The 17,670-nt window shown below is 39.2% G+C and carries 22 protein-coding genes; all 22 read left to right on the forward strand.

The features are described from left to right. Positions 1–7: 7 nt before the first annotated feature. A complete protein-coding gene (locus tag ACQ4XT_RS11385; protein ID WP_446853771.1) occupies positions 8–337 on the forward strand; it encodes a ribosomal-processing cysteine protease Prp in 330 nt (109 codons plus the stop codon). A gap of 14 nt (positions 338–351) precedes the next feature. After that, positions 352–642 (forward strand): 50S ribosomal protein L27, encoded by a 291-nt coding sequence (gene rpmA, locus ACQ4XT_RS11390; protein WP_035509352.1) that lies wholly within the window; start codon positions 352–354, stop codon positions 640–642. Between the two features lie 288 nt (positions 643–930). Continuing rightward, entirely contained in the window at positions 931–1,446 is a 516-nt protein-coding gene (locus ACQ4XT_RS11395; RefSeq protein WP_446853772.1) for a Spo0B domain-containing protein, read from the forward strand. Between the two features lie 14 nt (positions 1,447–1,460). After that, positions 1,461–2,744 (forward strand): GTPase ObgE, encoded by a 1,284-nt coding sequence (obgE, locus tag ACQ4XT_RS11400; protein ID WP_446853773.1) that lies wholly within the window; start codon positions 1,461–1,463, stop codon positions 2,742–2,744. A 15-nt stretch (positions 2,745–2,759) separates the two neighbouring features. Next, positions 2,760–3,209 (forward strand): transcriptional regulator ThrR, encoded by a 450-nt coding sequence (thrR, locus tag ACQ4XT_RS11405; protein ID WP_206945807.1) that lies wholly within the window; start codon positions 2,760–2,762, stop codon positions 3,207–3,209. 14 nt (positions 3,210–3,223) lie between these two features. Further along, positions 3,224–4,090 (forward strand): prephenate dehydratase, encoded by an 867-nt coding sequence (gene pheA / locus ACQ4XT_RS11410; RefSeq protein WP_446853774.1) that lies wholly within the window; start codon positions 3,224–3,226, stop codon positions 4,088–4,090. A gap of 177 nt (positions 4,091–4,267) precedes the next feature. Next, positions 4,268–5,329 (forward strand): SafA/ExsA family spore coat assembly protein, encoded by a 1,062-nt coding sequence (gene safA / locus ACQ4XT_RS11415; RefSeq protein WP_446853775.1) that lies wholly within the window; start codon positions 4,268–4,270, stop codon positions 5,327–5,329. Further along, the gene (locus ACQ4XT_RS11420) at positions 5,319–6,278 is read left to right on the forward strand and encodes a phosphotransferase (protein ID WP_446853776.1); all 960 of its coding nucleotides are present in this window, start codon (positions 5,319–5,321) and stop codon (positions 6,276–6,278) included. Before safA ends, ACQ4XT_RS11420 begins: the two co-directional genes overlap by 11 nt. Positions 6,279–6,313: 35 nt before the next feature. After that, positions 6,314–7,051, forward strand: coding sequence for an NAD(+) synthase (gene nadE, locus ACQ4XT_RS11425; RefSeq protein WP_446853777.1), 738 nt, complete (start codon positions 6,314–6,316; stop codon positions 7,049–7,051). Positions 7,052–7,121: 70 nt separating this feature from the next. After that, entirely contained in the window at positions 7,122–7,670 is a 549-nt protein-coding gene (locus ACQ4XT_RS11430) for a YhcN/YlaJ family sporulation lipoprotein (protein ID WP_226591197.1), read from the forward strand. 127 nt (positions 7,671–7,797) lie between these two features. Further along, positions 7,798–8,550: a YebC/PmpR family DNA-binding transcriptional regulator gene (locus tag ACQ4XT_RS11435; RefSeq protein ID WP_446853778.1), complete on the forward strand. Its 753-nt coding sequence runs from the start codon at positions 7,798–7,800 to the stop codon at positions 8,548–8,550. 195 nt (positions 8,551–8,745) lie between these two features. Further along, positions 8,746–9,678: a tyrosine-type recombinase/integrase gene (locus ACQ4XT_RS11440; protein ID WP_446853779.1), complete on the forward strand. Its 933-nt coding sequence runs from the start codon at positions 8,746–8,748 to the stop codon at positions 9,676–9,678. 150 nt (positions 9,679–9,828) lie between these two features. Next, positions 9,829–10,632 carry a hypothetical protein gene (locus ACQ4XT_RS11445; protein WP_446853780.1) on the forward strand — a complete coding sequence of 268 codons (804 nt, stop codon included), beginning with the start codon at positions 9,829–9,831 and terminating at the stop codon, positions 10,630–10,632. A gap of 2,127 nt (positions 10,633–12,759) precedes the next feature. Further along, positions 12,760–12,993, forward strand: coding sequence for a BhlA/UviB family holin-like peptide (locus ACQ4XT_RS11450; protein WP_446853781.1), 234 nt, complete (start codon positions 12,760–12,762; stop codon positions 12,991–12,993). Next, positions 12,974–13,324, forward strand: coding sequence for a hypothetical protein (locus tag ACQ4XT_RS11455; RefSeq protein ID WP_446853782.1), 351 nt, complete (start codon positions 12,974–12,976; stop codon positions 13,322–13,324). The genes ACQ4XT_RS11450 and ACQ4XT_RS11455 overlap by 20 nt, the downstream gene beginning before the upstream one ends. An 11-nt stretch (positions 13,325–13,335) precedes the next feature. Beyond that, positions 13,336–14,568 (forward strand): hypothetical protein, encoded by a 1,233-nt coding sequence (locus tag ACQ4XT_RS11460; protein ID WP_446853783.1) that lies wholly within the window; start codon positions 13,336–13,338, stop codon positions 14,566–14,568. Beyond that, a complete protein-coding gene (locus ACQ4XT_RS11465; RefSeq protein ID WP_446853784.1) occupies positions 14,565–14,843 on the forward strand; it encodes a hypothetical protein in 279 nt (92 codons plus the stop codon). Before ACQ4XT_RS11460 ends, ACQ4XT_RS11465 begins: the two co-directional genes overlap by 4 nt. 4 nt (positions 14,844–14,847) lie before the next feature. Then, the gene (locus tag ACQ4XT_RS11470) at positions 14,848–15,270 is read left to right on the forward strand and encodes a hypothetical protein (protein WP_446853785.1); all 423 of its coding nucleotides are present in this window, start codon (positions 14,848–14,850) and stop codon (positions 15,268–15,270) included. Between the two features lie 41 nt (positions 15,271–15,311). After that, complete coding sequence (locus ACQ4XT_RS11475; RefSeq protein ID WP_446853786.1) at positions 15,312–16,199, forward strand: SU10 major capsid protein; 888 nt, start codon at positions 15,312–15,314, stop codon at positions 16,197–16,199. Between the two features lie 76 nt (positions 16,200–16,275). Beyond that, positions 16,276–16,449: a helix-turn-helix domain-containing protein gene (locus tag ACQ4XT_RS11480; RefSeq protein ID WP_446853787.1), complete on the forward strand. Its 174-nt coding sequence runs from the start codon at positions 16,276–16,278 to the stop codon at positions 16,447–16,449. A gap of 178 nt (positions 16,450–16,627) precedes the next feature. Continuing rightward, a complete protein-coding gene (locus ACQ4XT_RS11485; protein WP_446853788.1) occupies positions 16,628–17,434 on the forward strand; it encodes a hypothetical protein in 807 nt (268 codons plus the stop codon). 44 nt (positions 17,435–17,478) lie between these two features. Next, positions 17,479–17,670, forward strand: coding sequence for a hypothetical protein (locus tag ACQ4XT_RS11490; protein ID WP_446853789.1), 192 nt, complete (start codon positions 17,479–17,481; stop codon positions 17,668–17,670).

Raw genomic sequence — 17,670 nt, forward strand, 5'->3', positions numbered from 1 at the left:
CGTAACGATGATACAAGTATCGATGTTTCGCTCACAAGGAGAAATTACAGGCTTTGAAATTTCCGGACATGCGGAGAGTGGCCCTTATGGTCATGATCTCGTTTGTGCAGCCGTATCGGCTGTTTCGTTCGGTGCTGTCAATGCCGTTATCAGCCTTTGTGGATTCGAACCTGATGTCGAACAAGGTGGTGAAGGTGGTTATTTAAAAATCACTCTTCCTGAAGATCTGGATGAATCCATTCATTCAAAAGCTCAAACCTTATTAGAAGGCATGCAGGTGTCCTTGGAAACGATTGAACAAGAATACGATCAATATATGAAAATATCCCAACGATAAGGAGGTGAAGACTCATGCTACGTCTTGATTTGCAGTTTTTCGCCCAGAAGAAGGGTGTAGGTAGTACAAAAAACGGTCGTGACTCTGAGTCCAAACGTCTTGGAGCTAAACGTGCAGACGGACAACAAGCAACTGCTGGTTCCATCCTTTACCGTCAACGCGGTACAAAGGTGTACCCTGGTGCGAACGTTGGCCGTGGTGGAGACGACACATTGTTCGCGAAAGTGGACGGTGTTGTAAAATTCGAACGTTACGGACGTAACCGTAAAAAAGTCAGCGTTTATCCTGTAGCACAGGAAGCGTAAGCGAATAGTCCATCAGCAAAAAAGCCGCGCTTTGCTTTTCGCATAAGCGCGGCTTTTTTTATATCCTCAAGTTCATTTTTTTATTTAGCAGGTTTGACAAGGATCTTTACTCGTTCGTGTGGGGAGAGAGATTCTGTAGTCCAATTTAACCCATGCAAGATCAATGGGTTTATTCTGACCTCCATTCACCTGCGTAAATGTAACGGAACCTATAAGCTTAGGTTTTTTGTTTCCTTGAATTTTTGCTATACTTTTTATTATTATGGGTTGAACGAGGGAGCTGAAAGGATGGAAGAAAAAGAAATTATTGCGTTGCTCAGACATAAGCGTCATGACTGGATGAATCAAATTCAATTGCTTCAAGGTTACGCTACCCTTGGAAAACAGGACCGCTTGCTTTCACAAATGGAAGAAATTAAAGAAGAGGCGGAAGAAGAACGGAAATTATTGAACAGTGATGCGCTACAATTTCCTTTATGGCTTCTTTCTTTTAATTGGGTACATAAGACCTACCGACTGCGGTATTTCATAAGGGGAGAAGTTGATTTATCCCGTCATGATCATACATTGTTGGCTTATGGAAAACGGATGATTGAAATCATGGATGGACATATTGGAAATGAAGAACTTTATGAAGGTACATGTACCATCTATGTAGGTGGTCAGGATACGCTTGGATTGAGCTGGGAATGGGATGGTCTATTTCATGAGCCGGACCGTTTGAAAGAGAGGCTCAACGAAGAAGGATTTATTGCAACGATTTTTGACAGTAAAGAACTTTCTATTGAAATGACAATAGAATGAAGAGGTGAATAGACATGTTTGTCGATCAGGTGAAAGTATTTGTAAAAGGTGGAGACGGTGGAAATGGTCTTGTAGCTTATCGCCGTGAAAAATTTGTACCACGAGGTGGACCTGCTGGTGGTGATGGTGGAAATGGCGGCGATGTCATTTTTGAAGTCGATGAAGGTCTCAACACGTTGATGGACTTCAGATATCAACACCATTTTAAAGCGGCTAAAGGTGAAAACGGGATGAACCAGAAACAGCATGGGAAGAATGCTGATCCATTGGTTGTCAGTGTTCCTCCGGGTACGACTGTGAAAGATGCGGAGACTGATAAAGTCATCGCTGATTTGACGGACCATAAACAAAGAGCGGTCATCGCTAAAGGTGGGCGCGGGGGCCGTGGAAATGCGCGTTTCGCTACAGCAAGGAATCCCGCTCCTGAAATCGCTGAAAATGGAGAGCCAGGCGAAGAGCTTGATGTCGTCGTCGAATTGAAACTGTTGGCCGATGTCGGATTGGTCGGTTTTCCGAGTGTCGGTAAATCAACATTCCTATCCGTCGTAACCGCAGCAAAACCGAAAATTGCGGATTATCATTTCACTACTCTTTCTCCAAACCTTGGGGTGGTGGAAAGTCAGGACCATCGTAGTTTTGTTATGGCCGATCTTCCTGGGCTTATCGAAGGAGCGCATGAAGGCGTCGGTCTTGGTCATCAATTCCTGCGCCATGTAGAGCGGACGCGTTTGCTGCTGCATGTCATTGATATGTCTGGAATGGAAGGCCGCGATCCATATGAGGATTATGTAACGATCAATAATGAATTATCGTCTTATGATCAACGGTTGGAAAACCGTCCACAAATCATTGTCGCGAATAAGATGGATATTCCTGATGCAAAAGAAAATTTAGAACTGTTCAAGGAGCAGCTGGGGAATGATGACATTCCCATTTATTCCATCTCTACCGTTACACGGGACGGGTTGGATGAATTGTTATATGCCGTCGCGGATAAACTGGATGAAATTCCGAAACAGGAAGAACAGGTCGAAGAAGTGGACGAGCGGGTCATCTACAAATATGAAAAAGAAGAAGCACCATTTAAGATTACGCGTGATGATGACGGTGCCTATGTCCTTTATGGGGAAAAAATTGAATCCCTGTTCAAGAGAACAGACTTCTCCCATGACCAATCCATCAACCGGTTTGCACGACAAATGCGGAGTATGGGTGTGGATGAAGCGCTCAGAAAACGCGGAGCGAAAGATGGCGATACGGTAAGATTGATGGATTATGAATTTGAGTTTGTCGATTAAAGGGGAGGATTTTTCATGGCGGATTACAATGAGAAATTTTATTTAGTCCGTAGCGACATTCTTCCTGAAGCTATGATGAAGACCATTGAAGCGAAAGAATTATTAGAGCGGGGTAAAGTTGAGTCCATTTTTGAGGCTGTTCAGCAAGTGGGTTTATCCCGTAGTGCTTTTTATAAATATAGAGATGCTGTTTTTCCTTTTCAGGCGATGGTCAAGGAGCAAATGATTACTTTGTTCTTTCATCTTGAAGATCGAAAAGGAACGTTGTCGAATTTGTTAATGACGGTTGCTAAGTCGGGGTGTAATGTTTTGACCATCCATCAGACAATACCTCTTCAAGGGAAAGCCAATGTGACGCTCTCTTTGAATACTTCCGGAATGGAAGACAGCATAGAAAAACTGTTGCAGCAGCTGCACAAGTTAGATTTTGTAGATCGTGTAGAGATTTTAAGTACGGGAGCTTAATTGGAGGGGAAATCATGACGGAACAACGGATCGGATATTTAGGACCAAAGGGTACGTTTACAAAAATGGCAGTGGATGCTTTGTTTGAAGGTGGAGAGTTCATCGGTTACGAGAACATTCCTGCCTGCCTGGACGCGGTAGAGGCAGGGGAAATCAGTACAGCCGTTGTCCCGATTGAAAATGCGATCGAAGGCTCCGTACACTTGACGGTGGATTACCTCGTGCATCACGTCAACCAATCGATTATTGCAGAGTTAACGGTCCCAATTAAACAACACCTCCTCGTCCACCCGGATCATAAAGGGGAAATCAAAAAAGTTTATTCACACAGCCATGCCATAGCCCAGTGTCACCAGTACCTGCACACAAAGTACCCAAAAGCTGAAGTTGAATACACAGCCTCGACTGGGAAAGCGGCGGAAGTGGTAGCAAGTGAAGGGGCAGGTGTCGCTGCCATTGCCAATCATTTAGCGGCAGAGCAAAACGGGTTAAGGTTTATGGATACTGACATCCATGACTATGACAATAACCATACGCGGTTTGCGGTCGTTCAGAAGGTCCCGACTACTTTAAAAGTAAAGGATCATCCTATAACGAAACATAAAACGACAGTGATGGTTACACTGCCGAAGGATTATGTCGGCGCCCTGCATCAAGTACTCGCAGCCTTTGCATGGAGAAAAATGAACTTATCCAAAATCGAATCCAGGCCTCTGAAGACCGGTCTTGGTAACTACTTTTTCTTGATAGATGTCGATCAACCATACGATCACGTGCTATTTCCAGGCGTACAGGCAGAACTTGAAGCGTTAGGGTGTCAGTTGAAGGTGCTCGGAACTTATCCGAGTTACCAAGTAGATGTACCGACCCCTGTGAAATAAGCTTGGCCCTCATAACCCCAGAATCCCTTTGTTAATAGGGATTCTGGGGTTTGTTTATATTTTTTATCAAATTATTATAGGCTTTTTCATCAATGTTTTGGCTTGTGTTGCATAGAGTGTTATGAAGCTATTATTGCCTTATTGTTTTTACAGAATTACAGGAAGGGAGTTGCAGATGTGAGAATTCACATTGTACAAAAAGGAGATACACTCTGGAACATTGCCAAGAAATACGGGGTCGACTTTGAACAGTTGAAATCCATGAATACCCAGCTTTCCAATCCTGATATGATTATGCCGGGTATGAAAATCAAAGTCCCTCAAGGTACGAAGCAAGTGAAAAAAGAGGCTCCTAAAAAAGAGGCGCCTAAACAACAAGCACCCGCACCTAAGAAGGAAATGCCTTCACAACCACCATATAAAGATACAACACCAAAGCCGATTCCGAAGATTAAAGAAGATGAGAAGAAGCCAGTAGCTAAAGGTGTTATGGAAAAACCGATGAAGCCGATGCAGCCCATCAACATGAATATGCCGATTACCATGCCGAGTATCGATCAGCAGATGCAGAATTATTATACAACGTTCCACCTTCCTCAAATGCCGATGCCGCAGCCGAAAGAAGAATCACCAAAAGAGGTTTTAAAAGAAGAAGTAAAAGGAGAAAAGATGGAAGAAGTGAAGGGGATGCAATCTCCGGAACAAGCTCCTATGTTCGAGCAGCCTTATTATCAACCCATGCAACCGATGCAACAACCGATGCAACAACCGATGCAACAACCAATGCAACAACCCATGCACCCACAGTTGGTTCACACAGACTATTATTGCTGCCCGCCGTATCCTGTTATGATGCCCATGCATATGCCGATGTACCAACAGCCAATGCCGATGCAGCAGCCCATGATGGGGGACGAATCGAGCGATGATATGGTCCAAGGCGTGCAAGCAGGTGGTGACTGTGGATGCGAAGGAGGACAGCAACAACCATATGGACCAATGATGGGACCGTGGGGTCAGTCTCCTTACGGCGCTCAGCAGCCATGGGAACAACAACCATATGGGGGTATGCAGCACCCAATGGGTTATGGACCGCAGCAACCTCCTCACATGGGATGGGGTCAGCCACAGCAAGGCTGGGGTCAACCATATCCACAACAAATGGGGCAGTGGGATCCCCAACAGATGGGCCAAGGATATCAACAGCCTTGGAGGGAAGATGATGTAGATGAAAGCTGAACATCGAATGGGCGATTCATACACGGATCGCCTTTTTCAATGGATGCAAACAGAGGAAAAGCTCCCGATTGAATATGAACAGACCATCAAACCGAAGGTATACAAAATCCGGTATGACGGCCAGCCATTTATTTTAAAGGGATACCGTCGGTTTCATGTGATTGAAAAACAGGTGGAGTTTTTCGAACATTGGAATTATGCGTATAAAATAGCTGCAAGACCGTACCCTTTCTATGATCGAGTTTTTACCATCAGTAAACTTGGTTGTGACTGGGCTTTATTTGAATGTGTGGAAGGAAGGCATGCAGACTTCAGCCGGCATAAGGATCGAAAACAAGCGGTCCGTATTCTCCATCACTTTCATCGAACAACCAAAGGAATTGGAGTATTGTCGGTCCCTAAAGATCCACTCTATGTTAAATGGGAAAGGCGCTTAGAACAATTTGAAGAAACGAAAGATCTATTCACAGAGTTACGGAAGCGGGAAATGTACCAGGAACTACATGCTTGCATGAGCAAGCGTTTGGAAGATTTTACGGATCATCCCTGGGGGGAAGTGGAGGAGAGAGCCTGGGATCGTAATGAATGGCTTCATGGAGACGTGGCTCATCATAACTTCATTGTCGGTTCCGATAAGAATATAAAAATGATTGATTTTGACCTTTTGCATACAGGGCCTCGTTTATATGATCACATTCAATTGGCTCAGCGTTTTTTGCCATACGTGGAGCTTAGGAAATCTACATTGTTGCCGTACTTTCCGCATGTTACTGATAAGGAGATTTGGTGGAAAGGGGTCCTCGTCCCGGCTGATCTTTTGAGGGAATGGCTATATGGGTACCGGTTAAGCCTGAGAGAAGAAGCGTCAATGCCGCGCCATATGAGAAAATTGGAAAAAGCATGGGAAAACCGGAAGAAGTTTGTCCGATATGCTGAGCATATGCTATGATTAGATATCATATGTGTGAAAGGATGAACAATCCGGTGGAACAGAAAGTTGAAAAAATCGTATCCTGGCTTCAGGAAAAAGTCAAAGAAGCAAATGTAGAAGGTTTAGTCGTCGGGGTCAGTGGTGGAATCGATTCCGCTGTCGTTGCCAACCTGATAAAGAAAGCATTCCCAGATAACTCTTTGGGTGTCATCATGCCATGTAAAAGTCAATCCGATGACCAAGTGCATGCAAAAAGCGTGGTGGAAGCATGTGATCTTCCAGTAATGACCGTTGATTTAACGGAAACACACAACGTCATGTTCCAAACGATCAAACAGCAATTGAGCGATGCTGGATCTTTCAATGAAGAACAAGAAAAGTTAGCTGATGCTAATTTAAGAGCCCGCTTACGAATGAGTACCCTCTATACAATTGCCACCAATCATAAATACTTAGTGGTCGGTACAGATAATGCAGCCGAATGGTACACCGGGTACTTCACGAAGTTCGGGGATGGAGGCGTGGATCTCGTTCCTATTTCCAACCTCACTAAAGGTGAAGTACGAGAAATGGCTGAATATTTGGGTGTGCCTGATGAAGTGATCCATAAACAACCGAGTGCAGGATTGTGGGAAGGGCAGACAGATGAGAACGAAATGGGCACGAGTTATGATATGATTGATCGTCATTTGAAAGGGGAAGAAATCCCTGAAGAAGATCGAAATATTATTGAAGCGATGCACAAGCGCTCCGCACACAAACGTCAAATGCCACCTGCGCCTCCGAAATAAGCTTGGCGAATATTGACAGACTAAAACATTCTTCTTGGACCCATAGTAAGGGTAAAAGGAGAATGTTTTTATGTGGAAAATTGTTAGTATTCTTATGTTGACCTCGTTATTCATGTTCGCGTGTCAGGCGGATGAAACCGCGGAACCGAAAGAAGAAGAATCATCCCCTTATCAACCTCTTGGTTACGCACAAGATGGAGCGATTGAAAGAAGGGGGCAGATTCCTACAGGGAAAGACAGTTATTTCAAACGTACAGCAGAGGAAGAGTTCAGAAATGCGAAGTATGGCGAAACCAATCGTTCCCACGACAATGATTTTAATAACGAAGATGCCATGGCAGTTGTGGAGAAAGTCAATGAACTGAAAGAAATTACGATGACTCAGGCCTATTCAACCGATGAACGTATGTACGTGGCGGTCATGATTAACCCGTATGATCTTAGAGATAAGTCAATCCCGGAGAAAATAGAAGCCAAGGTAAAGCAAGTGACAGATAAAGACTTGATTGTCTATACCAATAACAATAGCTGGGATGAAATGAAAAACTTCAATGCCAGGGAATCGGAAGCACCTGATAAAATCAGGCAGAGATTTCGGAACTTTTTCAATCAACAATAGGGGCAAAGGGTTTGCTTTCAAGAAAAATGGGGATTGTGATATATTAGGGAGTAGAGTCCGGTGCGTATGTGAACTTACGCAAAGATACATGGAACTATAAGATTTGTCTGGGAGAGGAGAATGTCCAATGGCTGGCCATTCAAAATGGAGTAATATCAAGCATCGAAAAGGTGCTCAAGATGCGAAACGCGGAAAACTCTTCATGAAGCTTGCTCGTGAAATTTTCATGGCGGCGAAACAAGGAGGCGGCGATCAAGAAACTAATCCTGCCCTGCGTATAGCTGTAGATAAAGCAAGATCAAACAATATGCCGAAAGATAACATCGATCGCGCCATTAAGAAAGCGACCGGAGATCTCGAAGGTGTCAATTATGAGGAATATACGTATGAAGGGTACGGTCCTGGTGGGGTAGCGGTCATGGTTAAAGTGTTAACGGATAATAAAAACCGTACGGCAGCAGACGTCAGACACGCTTTCAATAAAAATGATGGCAATTTAGGGGAAAACGGCTGCGTGTCCTTCATGTTCAACCGCTCAGGCTATCTCGTCATCGACCGGGAAACAACAGAGGCCGATGAAGAAGAAATAATGCTTGAAGTCATAGAAGCCGGTGCAGAGGAAATGGAAACAACAGAAGAACAATTTGAGATCTACACAGATCCGGAATCTTTTTCTGATGTAAAACAAGCTCTGGAGTCTGGTGGGTATGTGTTTACTACAAGTGAAGTGACCATGATTCCTGAAACCTATACGGAACTAGGCGAAGAAGGCGTAGAAAAAATGTTGAAACTGATTGATATGCTCGAGGATAATGACGACGTTCAAGAAGTTTATCACAACCTGGATGCCGATGAAGCAATTCTAGAAAAATTGTCGTGACCCCCTGTTGCTATGATAATAACTTCTGTTTCTGGACACACTAGAAACAGAAAAATCAAGGCAAAACAGGGATTATTACGGTAAACGTTCATCCATCGACTTCTAAAAATGCTGATATACAAACATTTATAATTGAATACCTGAGATATACATTTAACTCACTCTCTTGTGTGAAAACACTTGGGGGTGAGTTTTTTGTTTTTGTTAGAGGATTTACACAAAGAATTTGTCTATGAGATTCAAGTCAGGGGTTACACGGACAAAAGCATTAAGGGTTATAAAAATGGTGTTCAACGTTTGCTCGATTATCTTGAAAAAGAATACTCAATTACAAAACTTGATCAAATCACTACCAAACACATTAAGACATATTTCATGTTCCTGAAGAAGAAAGGACGAAAAGAAACCTACATCAATGGAATTCACAAACAACTGAGATCGTTCTTTAAATACTGTCAGGAAGAAGAATATTTGACTGAGGATGAAAACCCTGTCCTTAAAATCAAATGGATGAAAGAGGAAATGCCCATAATCAAGACATTTAATGATGATGAAATCAGAAGAATGTTGAATGCCTACCACACCAAAGATTACTTAAATGGGCGTAATAAACTTATCCTAATGTTTCTATGTGACATTGGATGCCGGAACTCCGAACTCTGCAATATTACTGAGATAGATGTGATGGAAACGACAATCCGTATACATGGAAAAGGCAGAAAGCAGCGGTATGCCTTCATTAGCCCTTATTTGAAGAAATTCATGATTAAATACGAAAGGTTGAAGGATCACTATTTTAAAGATCGTCTCTTAGAACATAACAACTATTTCTTATCGTTTACTGGTAAGCCATTAACTCCTGAATCCATTGAGAACATTGTAAGGAAGGCTGGGCAAGTAGCAAAGGTGAGAGAGTCAATAAGATGCTCACCTCACACCCTGAGACATTACTTTTCACAGAAGATGCTGGAATCCTCAGATGTGTATTCTGTCTCTCGCTTACTTGGTCATGAAAATATCCAAATTACGAAACGATATTTGCAATCAATGGAAGACGAAAGAATCTTAGACCGTACAAGAGCGAACAGTCCATTAATGTCAATTAAGGGGAGCGGTAATCGCATCTAATCAAAATAAAAGAGGGCTAGAGATGGCGGTCTCTAACCCTCGGTTGGCATACTTGCCAGTTTAAGCGTAAGTCCATTTTACATTTTTTAAGAATGGATTTCAAGAAATTGGTGGAGTATGTCCTATTTTAATACGGTAGGGGGCATATCCATGTTAATCGGAAAAGTGGAACAGTTTAAGTCATTTAGTCAATTTGATTCTTTGAAGGACTTTAACAACAATATAGAACAATGGTTATTAGAGTATAAGCATGATTTTACTAAAAAGGAATTAGTATGTCTGAAACGTTTATATCGTTTCTGCTCCAAAGTGTTTGGAGTATCAACTATTTCCATCAACAAACTTTTGGCTGCCATTGAAGAAAAGGATCAAGTCAAAGTATCTGAAGCCACTTTCCACCGATTCAAACGTAAAGCGATTAAACTTGGCTTATTGTCTGTCCATGCAACGAAAAGGGTAAATGATAGTCAATCATCAAACGTTTGGATTTTTAACAAATATGACACCCCTTGTGAAACGGAAAAGGCGATAGAACAACAAACCGAAAAGCAGGAAAAGACATCCCCTAAAACTAGCAAACTATTTAAAACTACCAAACATAAAAGAGAACGTAAGGAACTCACTCATGAATATGTGTCAAGCAATGTACCTGAATCATTAGTTAATGCCATTAAGAGTCATTTTAACGATGCTGAGACAATCTATAAGGTTTGGCATAGGTTATCTATCGTCTGTCGTAAACAGTCCTCAGAAACGCTTAAATACGACTATATAGATGAATTTGTGAAGACGTATAGAGAAGTTATAGGTAGGCACAAACAAAATAAAATTAAAGGTGACTGGATGGGTTACTTATACTCAGCGTTTTGTATAAAGTGTTCTGAAATAAATCGAATGATCGGTGCAAATGAATCTGAGTTGTTTAGTTGGTTTAAAGAGGTTGTAGAAGTTTAGAAACCTTCTATAAACGTATATATGACGGTGCTTAGAGCGATTTAGAGATATTTTGTACTAGTGAAGTAGAAACGTGGTATTTCTCTGTATGGATGTAGATTAAGACGTTTTGTGGTATTTCTCTGAATAGATAGATGATGTAAACAGTTAATGTTATTTATCTGTATGGAATGTAAACAATGACTTGGTATTTATCTGAATAGGATAAATGTGAAGTTTTAGAAAATCGCTGGAGTGGTTGTCATTATTGGCTTTATAAAGATAAACGCAATTTTGTACTAGTGATAAGACCACGGATTACTTTATTTATCTGTATAGGTAAGCGTGTATAAACGGTGAAACGCCAACCCCCTTGGTACAACAATGTTTGTGGAATAAGTTGTTATTTTGTACTAGTGATAAGAAACTGTTTAGGAAAGCAGACTTTATTTATCTGAATAGATAAACTAGCGAAATAGGTGGTATTTCTCTGAATGGATAGATGTTCGATTTTTTACCATTTAGAAAACCCTACTCAACCCTTGTCATTGTTGGCTTTTTGAAATCATTTGCAAAAATGTACTAGTGATAGAAGTGACGCAATAGAATGGTATTTATCTGAATAGGTAAGTGGTAGCGAAACGAGGAAACCATATATCTCTTGATATGACTATATTTATGAAGGTTAATGATATTTTGTACTTATGATAGAAGAACTACCTATTTAGGATTTATTTATCTGAATAGGAAGTGAGCGTGTATAAGCAGAATATATTTATCTGTATGGATAAGAAATGTAACGCAGTAGGACGTATTTATCTGAATAGGATAAAAAACACCCGATTTTGGACAAAATTTGTACATAGTCCATTATACAAATTCAACTGTATCAATACTTCCAGCCGTTTAGTTTGGTCAATATATGGAGAGGGGTCAAAACTAGATGTTCGAAATAGAACCTTATTTATCTTAATAGGATACAAATTAAAATAGGTATTATTACCTACCTGTATGTTGATGTAACTTTTTTCAAAACCCACTTATACCAACGGTTCAAGAGGTCTAAAAGTGTTCCCTAATGGTAGGGGGCTTAATTAAGACTTTTCATGGTATTTATCTGAATAGAATAGCAACAACTTTTATTCCGAAAAAATGGTCGTATTTATCTGAATGGATATGCCTATAAAACATGAGTTTCATTTTGTCCAAGTTTAGAAAACTGTTTATGCCTTGATATTAAGGCATTTTCAAAATAATTGATTTTGCAATATCCTATAAAGTGTTGGTGTTACTGACTTTATGGACTATTCCATAACTCGACCCTAAAGGAAGAATAATGCTAGAAGTTTAGAAAACCGTTTACGCCTTGCTACTACTGTATTCTCAAATAAATTAAATTTATCAGTGCTTAAAGAGCCAGTAATAATGGGCTTTGTAGAAGATCCCATAACTCGACCCTAAAGGAAGAATAAAGGTGTGAAGTTTTAGAAACTCTTCAAACCATTGATATGCCTGCATTCATAATTCCCAATAAATTGACTTCCCTTATTTTATGGGACTCAAAATGGTTTTTTAAATGCACCATATAGGAAGGAAAAAGTATTTATACATAATGGGGTATTTTGATTTAGGATATTTTTTGTAGACCATGTGGCAGTGGGGATACAGAAGATGAAAATTTATCTAAACGTCTAGTATAATCAATGAAAAAATGCCTGAATCCTTTGGTGTGACTTACTTTCAGCCATATGAGGGGTATATGGAGTTCGATGCCCTCTAAGGGAAACAATAAATTCTTACCAAAACGAACATATCCAAATAGCGTAAACACTTTATAAACCTATGTTTGAGGAATTAGAGATAATTGTCTATAAGGGATGCTAATCAATTAGAAAAACGGCAAAACCCTTGATATGAATGACTTCACGGTACTTTCCGTTAAAATGTACTAGTGATAGAGAGTATTCCAACTTGCTTTAAGCGTTCAAGTTATTGAATGTTTAAAGGGGATTGGAACACCCCTCTTAGTATTGTATTACATTGTTATATGCCTCCTAGGAATCATGTTTTGATTTCTACTTTTTGATTGAGTAGTCGTTTTGGCTACTCTTTTTATTTTTTTTTAATATTTATGAGTGAGGTGATCTCATGGACATATCACAAATTCCAATGGAATCTTTGTTAGGTCAAGGAATCTTTTGTTTACTTTTCGTGTGGCTTTTAATTGATACTCGAAAAGAAGCGAAACAAAGAGAAATCCAACTTTCACAACAAATAGATAAACAAAATCAGGTACAAGAAAAGATAGTAGGTTCATTAGAAAGACTTGAAACACAAATAATTTACCTAAAGGATGATAGAGATGGCAGAAATAACAAGTAGTGCTTATGCAGATTTACGCAATCACATTGAATCAAATTGGCAGCATATTGAATTACAAGACGAAACAGGTACACCAGTTGTAAGATTAAGTCCTTCTGACAGTCGTGTCTCATGGACTCATTCAGCAGGAAGTCAAACACTTACATTACAAGTGGTTATAAAAGGTTCTGATTCTGATATAACAACTCCACAGACATTTGCAAAATCAGTTATTTTTAATGTGGCTAGTGGTGGAAGTGCTTTATCTACAGAATCATTTACTGCTTTCACAATGGAAACTGATCAAGACGAATTAACGGTGACTCATTCTATCCAAGTACCACAGGTGTAAGGAGTGGTTAAATGGCTACTCTAATTAGCACTCCACAAGATTTAGATAACATTCGTAATGACTTATCAGGCACATATGAGTTAGTAAACGATATTGACATGAGTAGTTGGGGGAATTGGACTCCGATTAGTGAATTTGGTGGTTATATTGATGGTAAAGGGTTTAAGTTAATAAATTTAACTGTGAATTTTGATGGGACATATGGTGGTTTAATTGGAAGAACCTCATCAACATTTACTGCAAAAAATTTAGGCTTTGAGAATGTTGATATATCCATCACAAATTATAATGCAGGTGCTTTGGTTGGTTATACAAGCGGTGGTAATACAGTTATTGATAATTGTTTTGTTGAAGGTGGAATAATTCAATCACAAGGTTATGCAGGTGGATTAATTGGTAATTTGCGTGGAACAACCACAGTGAAAAATTGTTATGCAATTTTAGACACTATCTACACCACTAATTATAGATCAAGTGGTTTTATTGGTGCTATGGTCGGTGATAACCACCTTGTAGAAAATTGTTATTCGGTTACTTATAACTTAACTTCTGCTGATCCAAGTGAAGTGTTTGGATTTGCATGGTATGAGAATAATTCTACCGTTACAAACTGTTTTTGGGACACTGATGTAAGTGGTGTAACTCAATCACATAATGGTACGGGGAAAACTACACAGGAAATGCAAACTCAATCAACTTATACAAATTGGGATTTTACTTCCACTTGGGGAATGAACGGTGACTATCCGTACTTACAAGTGTTTGGTTCTCCTGCACCAGTGGCGAAAACTCAGGAGATTACAGTTTCATCTTATGTTGGAAACATTAATTCTCCTTTGAAAAGGTTTGTTTCCACAAACAAGAAAGTTGAAAGTAGCATTTCTCCTATAATGACCCACACAGAAGCCAGTAGAAACGTTTTAAGAGAGGTTGAGGGTTATGTGTCTAGTATTAACTCAAACGTCTCTAAGAGCGTTAGAACACTTAAATCAGGAAATAAGAATGTAACAAGTTTTGTTAAACCGTTTAATTCTTCTCTTGATAAACAGGTCAAATTGCTTAAATTGTTAGATAGTCATGTGAAGCAAATAAACGCTAATACAGACGTTTTTATACCTTTGAATACTAACATAGTCAATGCCTATCTAAGTGTGCTGACAAACGTTTCTGAGACGTTTCATGTACATAATCAATCCATTACATACCAGGTTGAAAATCCTTCAATTTTGGAGGTGAAAGAATGATTTATAAGGGCGATACTGTCCGGCTGCAATGCCACTTTAAAACTTTTGAAGGACAGTCAGTTAATCCTGATAATGTGACTTTAACTATTTATGATTTAAATGAAAATCAAATAGAACAATTTACAGACACCAACAATGAAAAGTTAGGTGTCTTTTCTTATGATTACGAAACTGCCAGTGAATTGGACGAATTTATATTCGAGTTTGCTGGCAGTTTAAATCAAAAACCTATCCTATCAAGGGAGAAGGTTACTACAAAATTCATAGGAGGTTGAAAGAATGGAAGAGAATCAAAATCAAGAGCAACATGAAGAACAGAATCAGGAACAGGTTGAAACAGTCGCAAAAGAGGACTATGACAACTTAGTTAATGAGTTGGAACAAGTTAAAGGAAAACTTCCAAAAGAACCAACGGAAGAAGAACTTGCATTCCAAAAACGTGAAGCAGATTTATTTAATCGTGAGGTAAATGCAACTTTGAAAGAAAATGGCTTAGAACAATTTGCTTCAGTTGTCAAAGTATCCAACAATGACGAATTAGAAGAAACAGTAAAGGCACTCACACAAATTAAGAATGACATCATGGTTTCAACTGGTTATGTTCCAGAGGATCATGCGAAAGATGATGAGTACAGTAACTACGAAAAGAACAATGATGTTGCTGGAATGATTGGTACTAAATTAGGTAAGTTGTTCAAATAATTGTGGCTAGTCCACTTACATAAAACTATTAAAAGAAAAGGATGATTACATTGTTTAAACACGATAACTTTACAAATGCAGAACAGATTTCACTATCCCAGGAGATTGCTAAAATTGGAGTGCAATCTACACCACTAACCTCTATGTTGATGGCTAAAGGGAATGTTGAGAAAGCATTGTCAACTGTCTACACATGGAGAGAGAAAACTCTTGATCACACAGAAGATTTGTCAGCGGTTGAAGGGGAAGATACTACTACTTTCTACGAGACTGCTCGTGCAGAACTTTCCAACATTCTTGAAATCTTCAAGAAAGGTGCTTCTATTTCAGGAACGGCACAAGCGATGAAAGCAAGTCAACTTTCAAAGGAAGTCTCTGACCGCCTTCTTGAATTGAAAATCAACATGGAGAAGAAATTCATCAATGGTGTTAAAGCCGATGGTTCAACTACACCATTCAAACGTCAAATGAGTGGTCTGATTGAATTTGCTGATGCTTCTAATGATGTAGCAGTAACAGGTGGAGTAGTAGTAGAGAATACTGTTAAAGAAGCAATGCGTAACCTATGGGAACAAGATCTTGCAGAAGGTCAGGTGTATGCACTAGTAAACGCTGACGTTAAAGAAGATATTGATGCTATTTACAGTGATTCTTACCAATACAATCACGTAACGACTAACTTTGGTTTGAAAGTTGATTCCATTAACACAAACTACGGTACTGTAAATCTTGTACTAAGTAAGCATGTACCTGCTGATAAGGCAGTATTCTTCAACGATTCTTATGTTGATCTTGCTTACCTACGTCAACCACATTTTGAACCACTTGCGAAAACAGGTGATTCTGTAAAAGGTCACGTAATCGCAGAAGCGACACTTAAAGTTGGTTCTCCAAAAGGTATCTCAGTAGTAACAGTTTCACAAGCATAATACATAATCCAAGGGGATTGTCACTTAGAGTGGCAGTCCTCTTTTAATATTATTCAGAGTAAAAGGAGAATAAAAAATGACTAGAAAGGAAGAGTACCTTCTGAAACGTAGACGGAAGAAAATCAAACAAAATGAATTGGCCGATGCATTAGGTTGTAGTCAATCATTAATCAGTCGATGGGAAAAAGATGATTGCTTAATGTCAGAGGACAAAATAGAAAAATACGAAGAATATATAAATCAAAAATAATTCAAAAAGTAGAGGTGAAAATGTGATTATGAAAGATTCGTCATAACCACCACTTCTCACCCTGTTTGTGAAATAAAAAGAAATCACAGACATTAAAGGGTAAGGAGTGGCTGGAGATAACAATAAGATAATTTGCCGTACAGAGAAGTAGTGGGAGAAAATTTCTCTTCACTACGGCATGAAAAAAGAATTAAGAGAAAAGTTCCCTAAATGGTGTTCATTAGATGAACAATACTCAACAGTTTTAACAGATGACCTTGATAGTCTTCTAGGTTGTGCTATTCAAAAACAGGTAAAAGGACATGAAATTGATCACTTTTACAACTTTAATACTCTTTATAAGGGTAGTGAAGCCACAGACAATAAACTTATTGGAATTGATTTAGCCCTACATAATGGAATGAGTTGGTGTAATCACGTTGTTAAAATTGGAAAAGATGATTATGTGAATCCAAGAACCGCCAACCTTAACGTAATCAATAACATTCATAAAGGTAACTACTTTGAGAAATATGCAGGATCAACGGCAATGTTGATGTGGTCATTCTATGACTTACCATTGCCTGAAACAAAGTTAGGAAAGATGTTGCTGCTTTGTATTGATTCAGGTTTCTTAGGTCATTACGATAACAGGTTTAAAGAAGCGCATAACAACTATCTTAGGATGTTGGGGTTTGATGAGTTAATTGATTTACTCAATGACACCAATAAACAGGATTACTTTGATTTACAGAAACAATACAAAACAAAAGCAAAAATTAGATTGAATAGTGAAGGCAATCTTCAAACAAATTTACCTCTTTCAGAATTGGAAGGGGTTTTTAATTTGCCTTTAGAGTTACCTACACAACAATTCAGTATCAGAAAAAGGTTTAAAGAAACTTCAGGAACTACTCAAAGGATCAATTCAAAAGAGCAGATTGATAAGAAAATTATTTCCTTTGCTCTAACTGGCAAGAACAAATTTAAGTACACATATTTGTAAACAATTTACAATTATCACCGATAAAAAACAAGGAGAGATAAATAATGACAGTTACTAACAAAGACTTATTCTACTGCTATAGTCGAACCGTTTCTGACCATATATATAAATATTCGGAAGGGGAAATTTCACCTTTGACAATCGCAATTAATCCGAAGTCAGGTCGAACATTTTCTCTTTACGTGAAAAGTCCATTATTGCAAAAGGCATTAGACGATTATAAAAAGCAAAAGTAA

Source organism: Halobacillus sp. 12SKB, assembly GCF_052941655.1.

What these genes read in the sequence shown, in the direction of transcription:
- ACQ4XT_RS11385 (WP_446853771.1), top strand. Translation starts at nt 8, where the DNA reads ATGATACAAGTATCGATGTTTCGCTCACAAGGAGAAATTACAGGCTTT.
- rpmA (WP_035509352.1), top strand. Translation starts at nt 352, where the DNA reads ATGCTACGTCTTGATTTGCAGTTTTTCGCCCAGAAGAAGGGTGTAGGT.
- ACQ4XT_RS11395 (WP_446853772.1), top strand. Translation starts at nt 931, where the DNA reads ATGGAAGAAAAAGAAATTATTGCGTTGCTCAGACATAAGCGTCATGAC.
- obgE (WP_446853773.1), top strand. Translation starts at nt 1,461, where the DNA reads ATGTTTGTCGATCAGGTGAAAGTATTTGTAAAAGGTGGAGACGGTGGA.
- thrR (WP_206945807.1), top strand. Translation starts at nt 2,760, where the DNA reads ATGGCGGATTACAATGAGAAATTTTATTTAGTCCGTAGCGACATTCTT.
- pheA (WP_446853774.1), top strand. Translation starts at nt 3,224, where the DNA reads ATGACGGAACAACGGATCGGATATTTAGGACCAAAGGGTACGTTTACA.
- ACQ4XT_RS11420 (WP_446853776.1), top strand. Translation starts at nt 5,319, where the DNA reads ATGAAAGCTGAACATCGAATGGGCGATTCATACACGGATCGCCTTTTT.
- ACQ4XT_RS11430 (WP_226591197.1), top strand. Translation starts at nt 7,122, where the DNA reads ATGTGGAAAATTGTTAGTATTCTTATGTTGACCTCGTTATTCATGTTC.
- ACQ4XT_RS11435 (WP_446853778.1), top strand. Translation starts at nt 7,798, where the DNA reads ATGGCTGGCCATTCAAAATGGAGTAATATCAAGCATCGAAAAGGTGCT.
- ACQ4XT_RS11445 (WP_446853780.1), top strand. Translation starts at nt 9,829, where the DNA reads ATGTTAATCGGAAAAGTGGAACAGTTTAAGTCATTTAGTCAATTTGAT.
- ACQ4XT_RS11450 (WP_446853781.1), top strand. Translation starts at nt 12,760, where the DNA reads ATGGACATATCACAAATTCCAATGGAATCTTTGTTAGGTCAAGGAATC.
- ACQ4XT_RS11455 (WP_446853782.1), top strand. Translation starts at nt 12,974, where the DNA reads ATGGCAGAAATAACAAGTAGTGCTTATGCAGATTTACGCAATCACATT.
- ACQ4XT_RS11460 (WP_446853783.1), top strand. Translation starts at nt 13,336, where the DNA reads ATGGCTACTCTAATTAGCACTCCACAAGATTTAGATAACATTCGTAAT.
- ACQ4XT_RS11465 (WP_446853784.1), top strand. Translation starts at nt 14,565, where the DNA reads ATGATTTATAAGGGCGATACTGTCCGGCTGCAATGCCACTTTAAAACT.
- ACQ4XT_RS11470 (WP_446853785.1), top strand. Translation starts at nt 14,848, where the DNA reads ATGGAAGAGAATCAAAATCAAGAGCAACATGAAGAACAGAATCAGGAA.
- ACQ4XT_RS11475 (WP_446853786.1), top strand. Translation starts at nt 15,312, where the DNA reads ATGATTACATTGTTTAAACACGATAACTTTACAAATGCAGAACAGATT.
- ACQ4XT_RS11480 (WP_446853787.1), top strand. Translation starts at nt 16,276, where the DNA reads ATGACTAGAAAGGAAGAGTACCTTCTGAAACGTAGACGGAAGAAAATC.
- ACQ4XT_RS11485 (WP_446853788.1), top strand. Translation starts at nt 16,628, where the DNA reads ATGAAAAAAGAATTAAGAGAAAAGTTCCCTAAATGGTGTTCATTAGAT.
- ACQ4XT_RS11490 (WP_446853789.1), top strand. Translation starts at nt 17,479, where the DNA reads ATGACAGTTACTAACAAAGACTTATTCTACTGCTATAGTCGAACCGTT.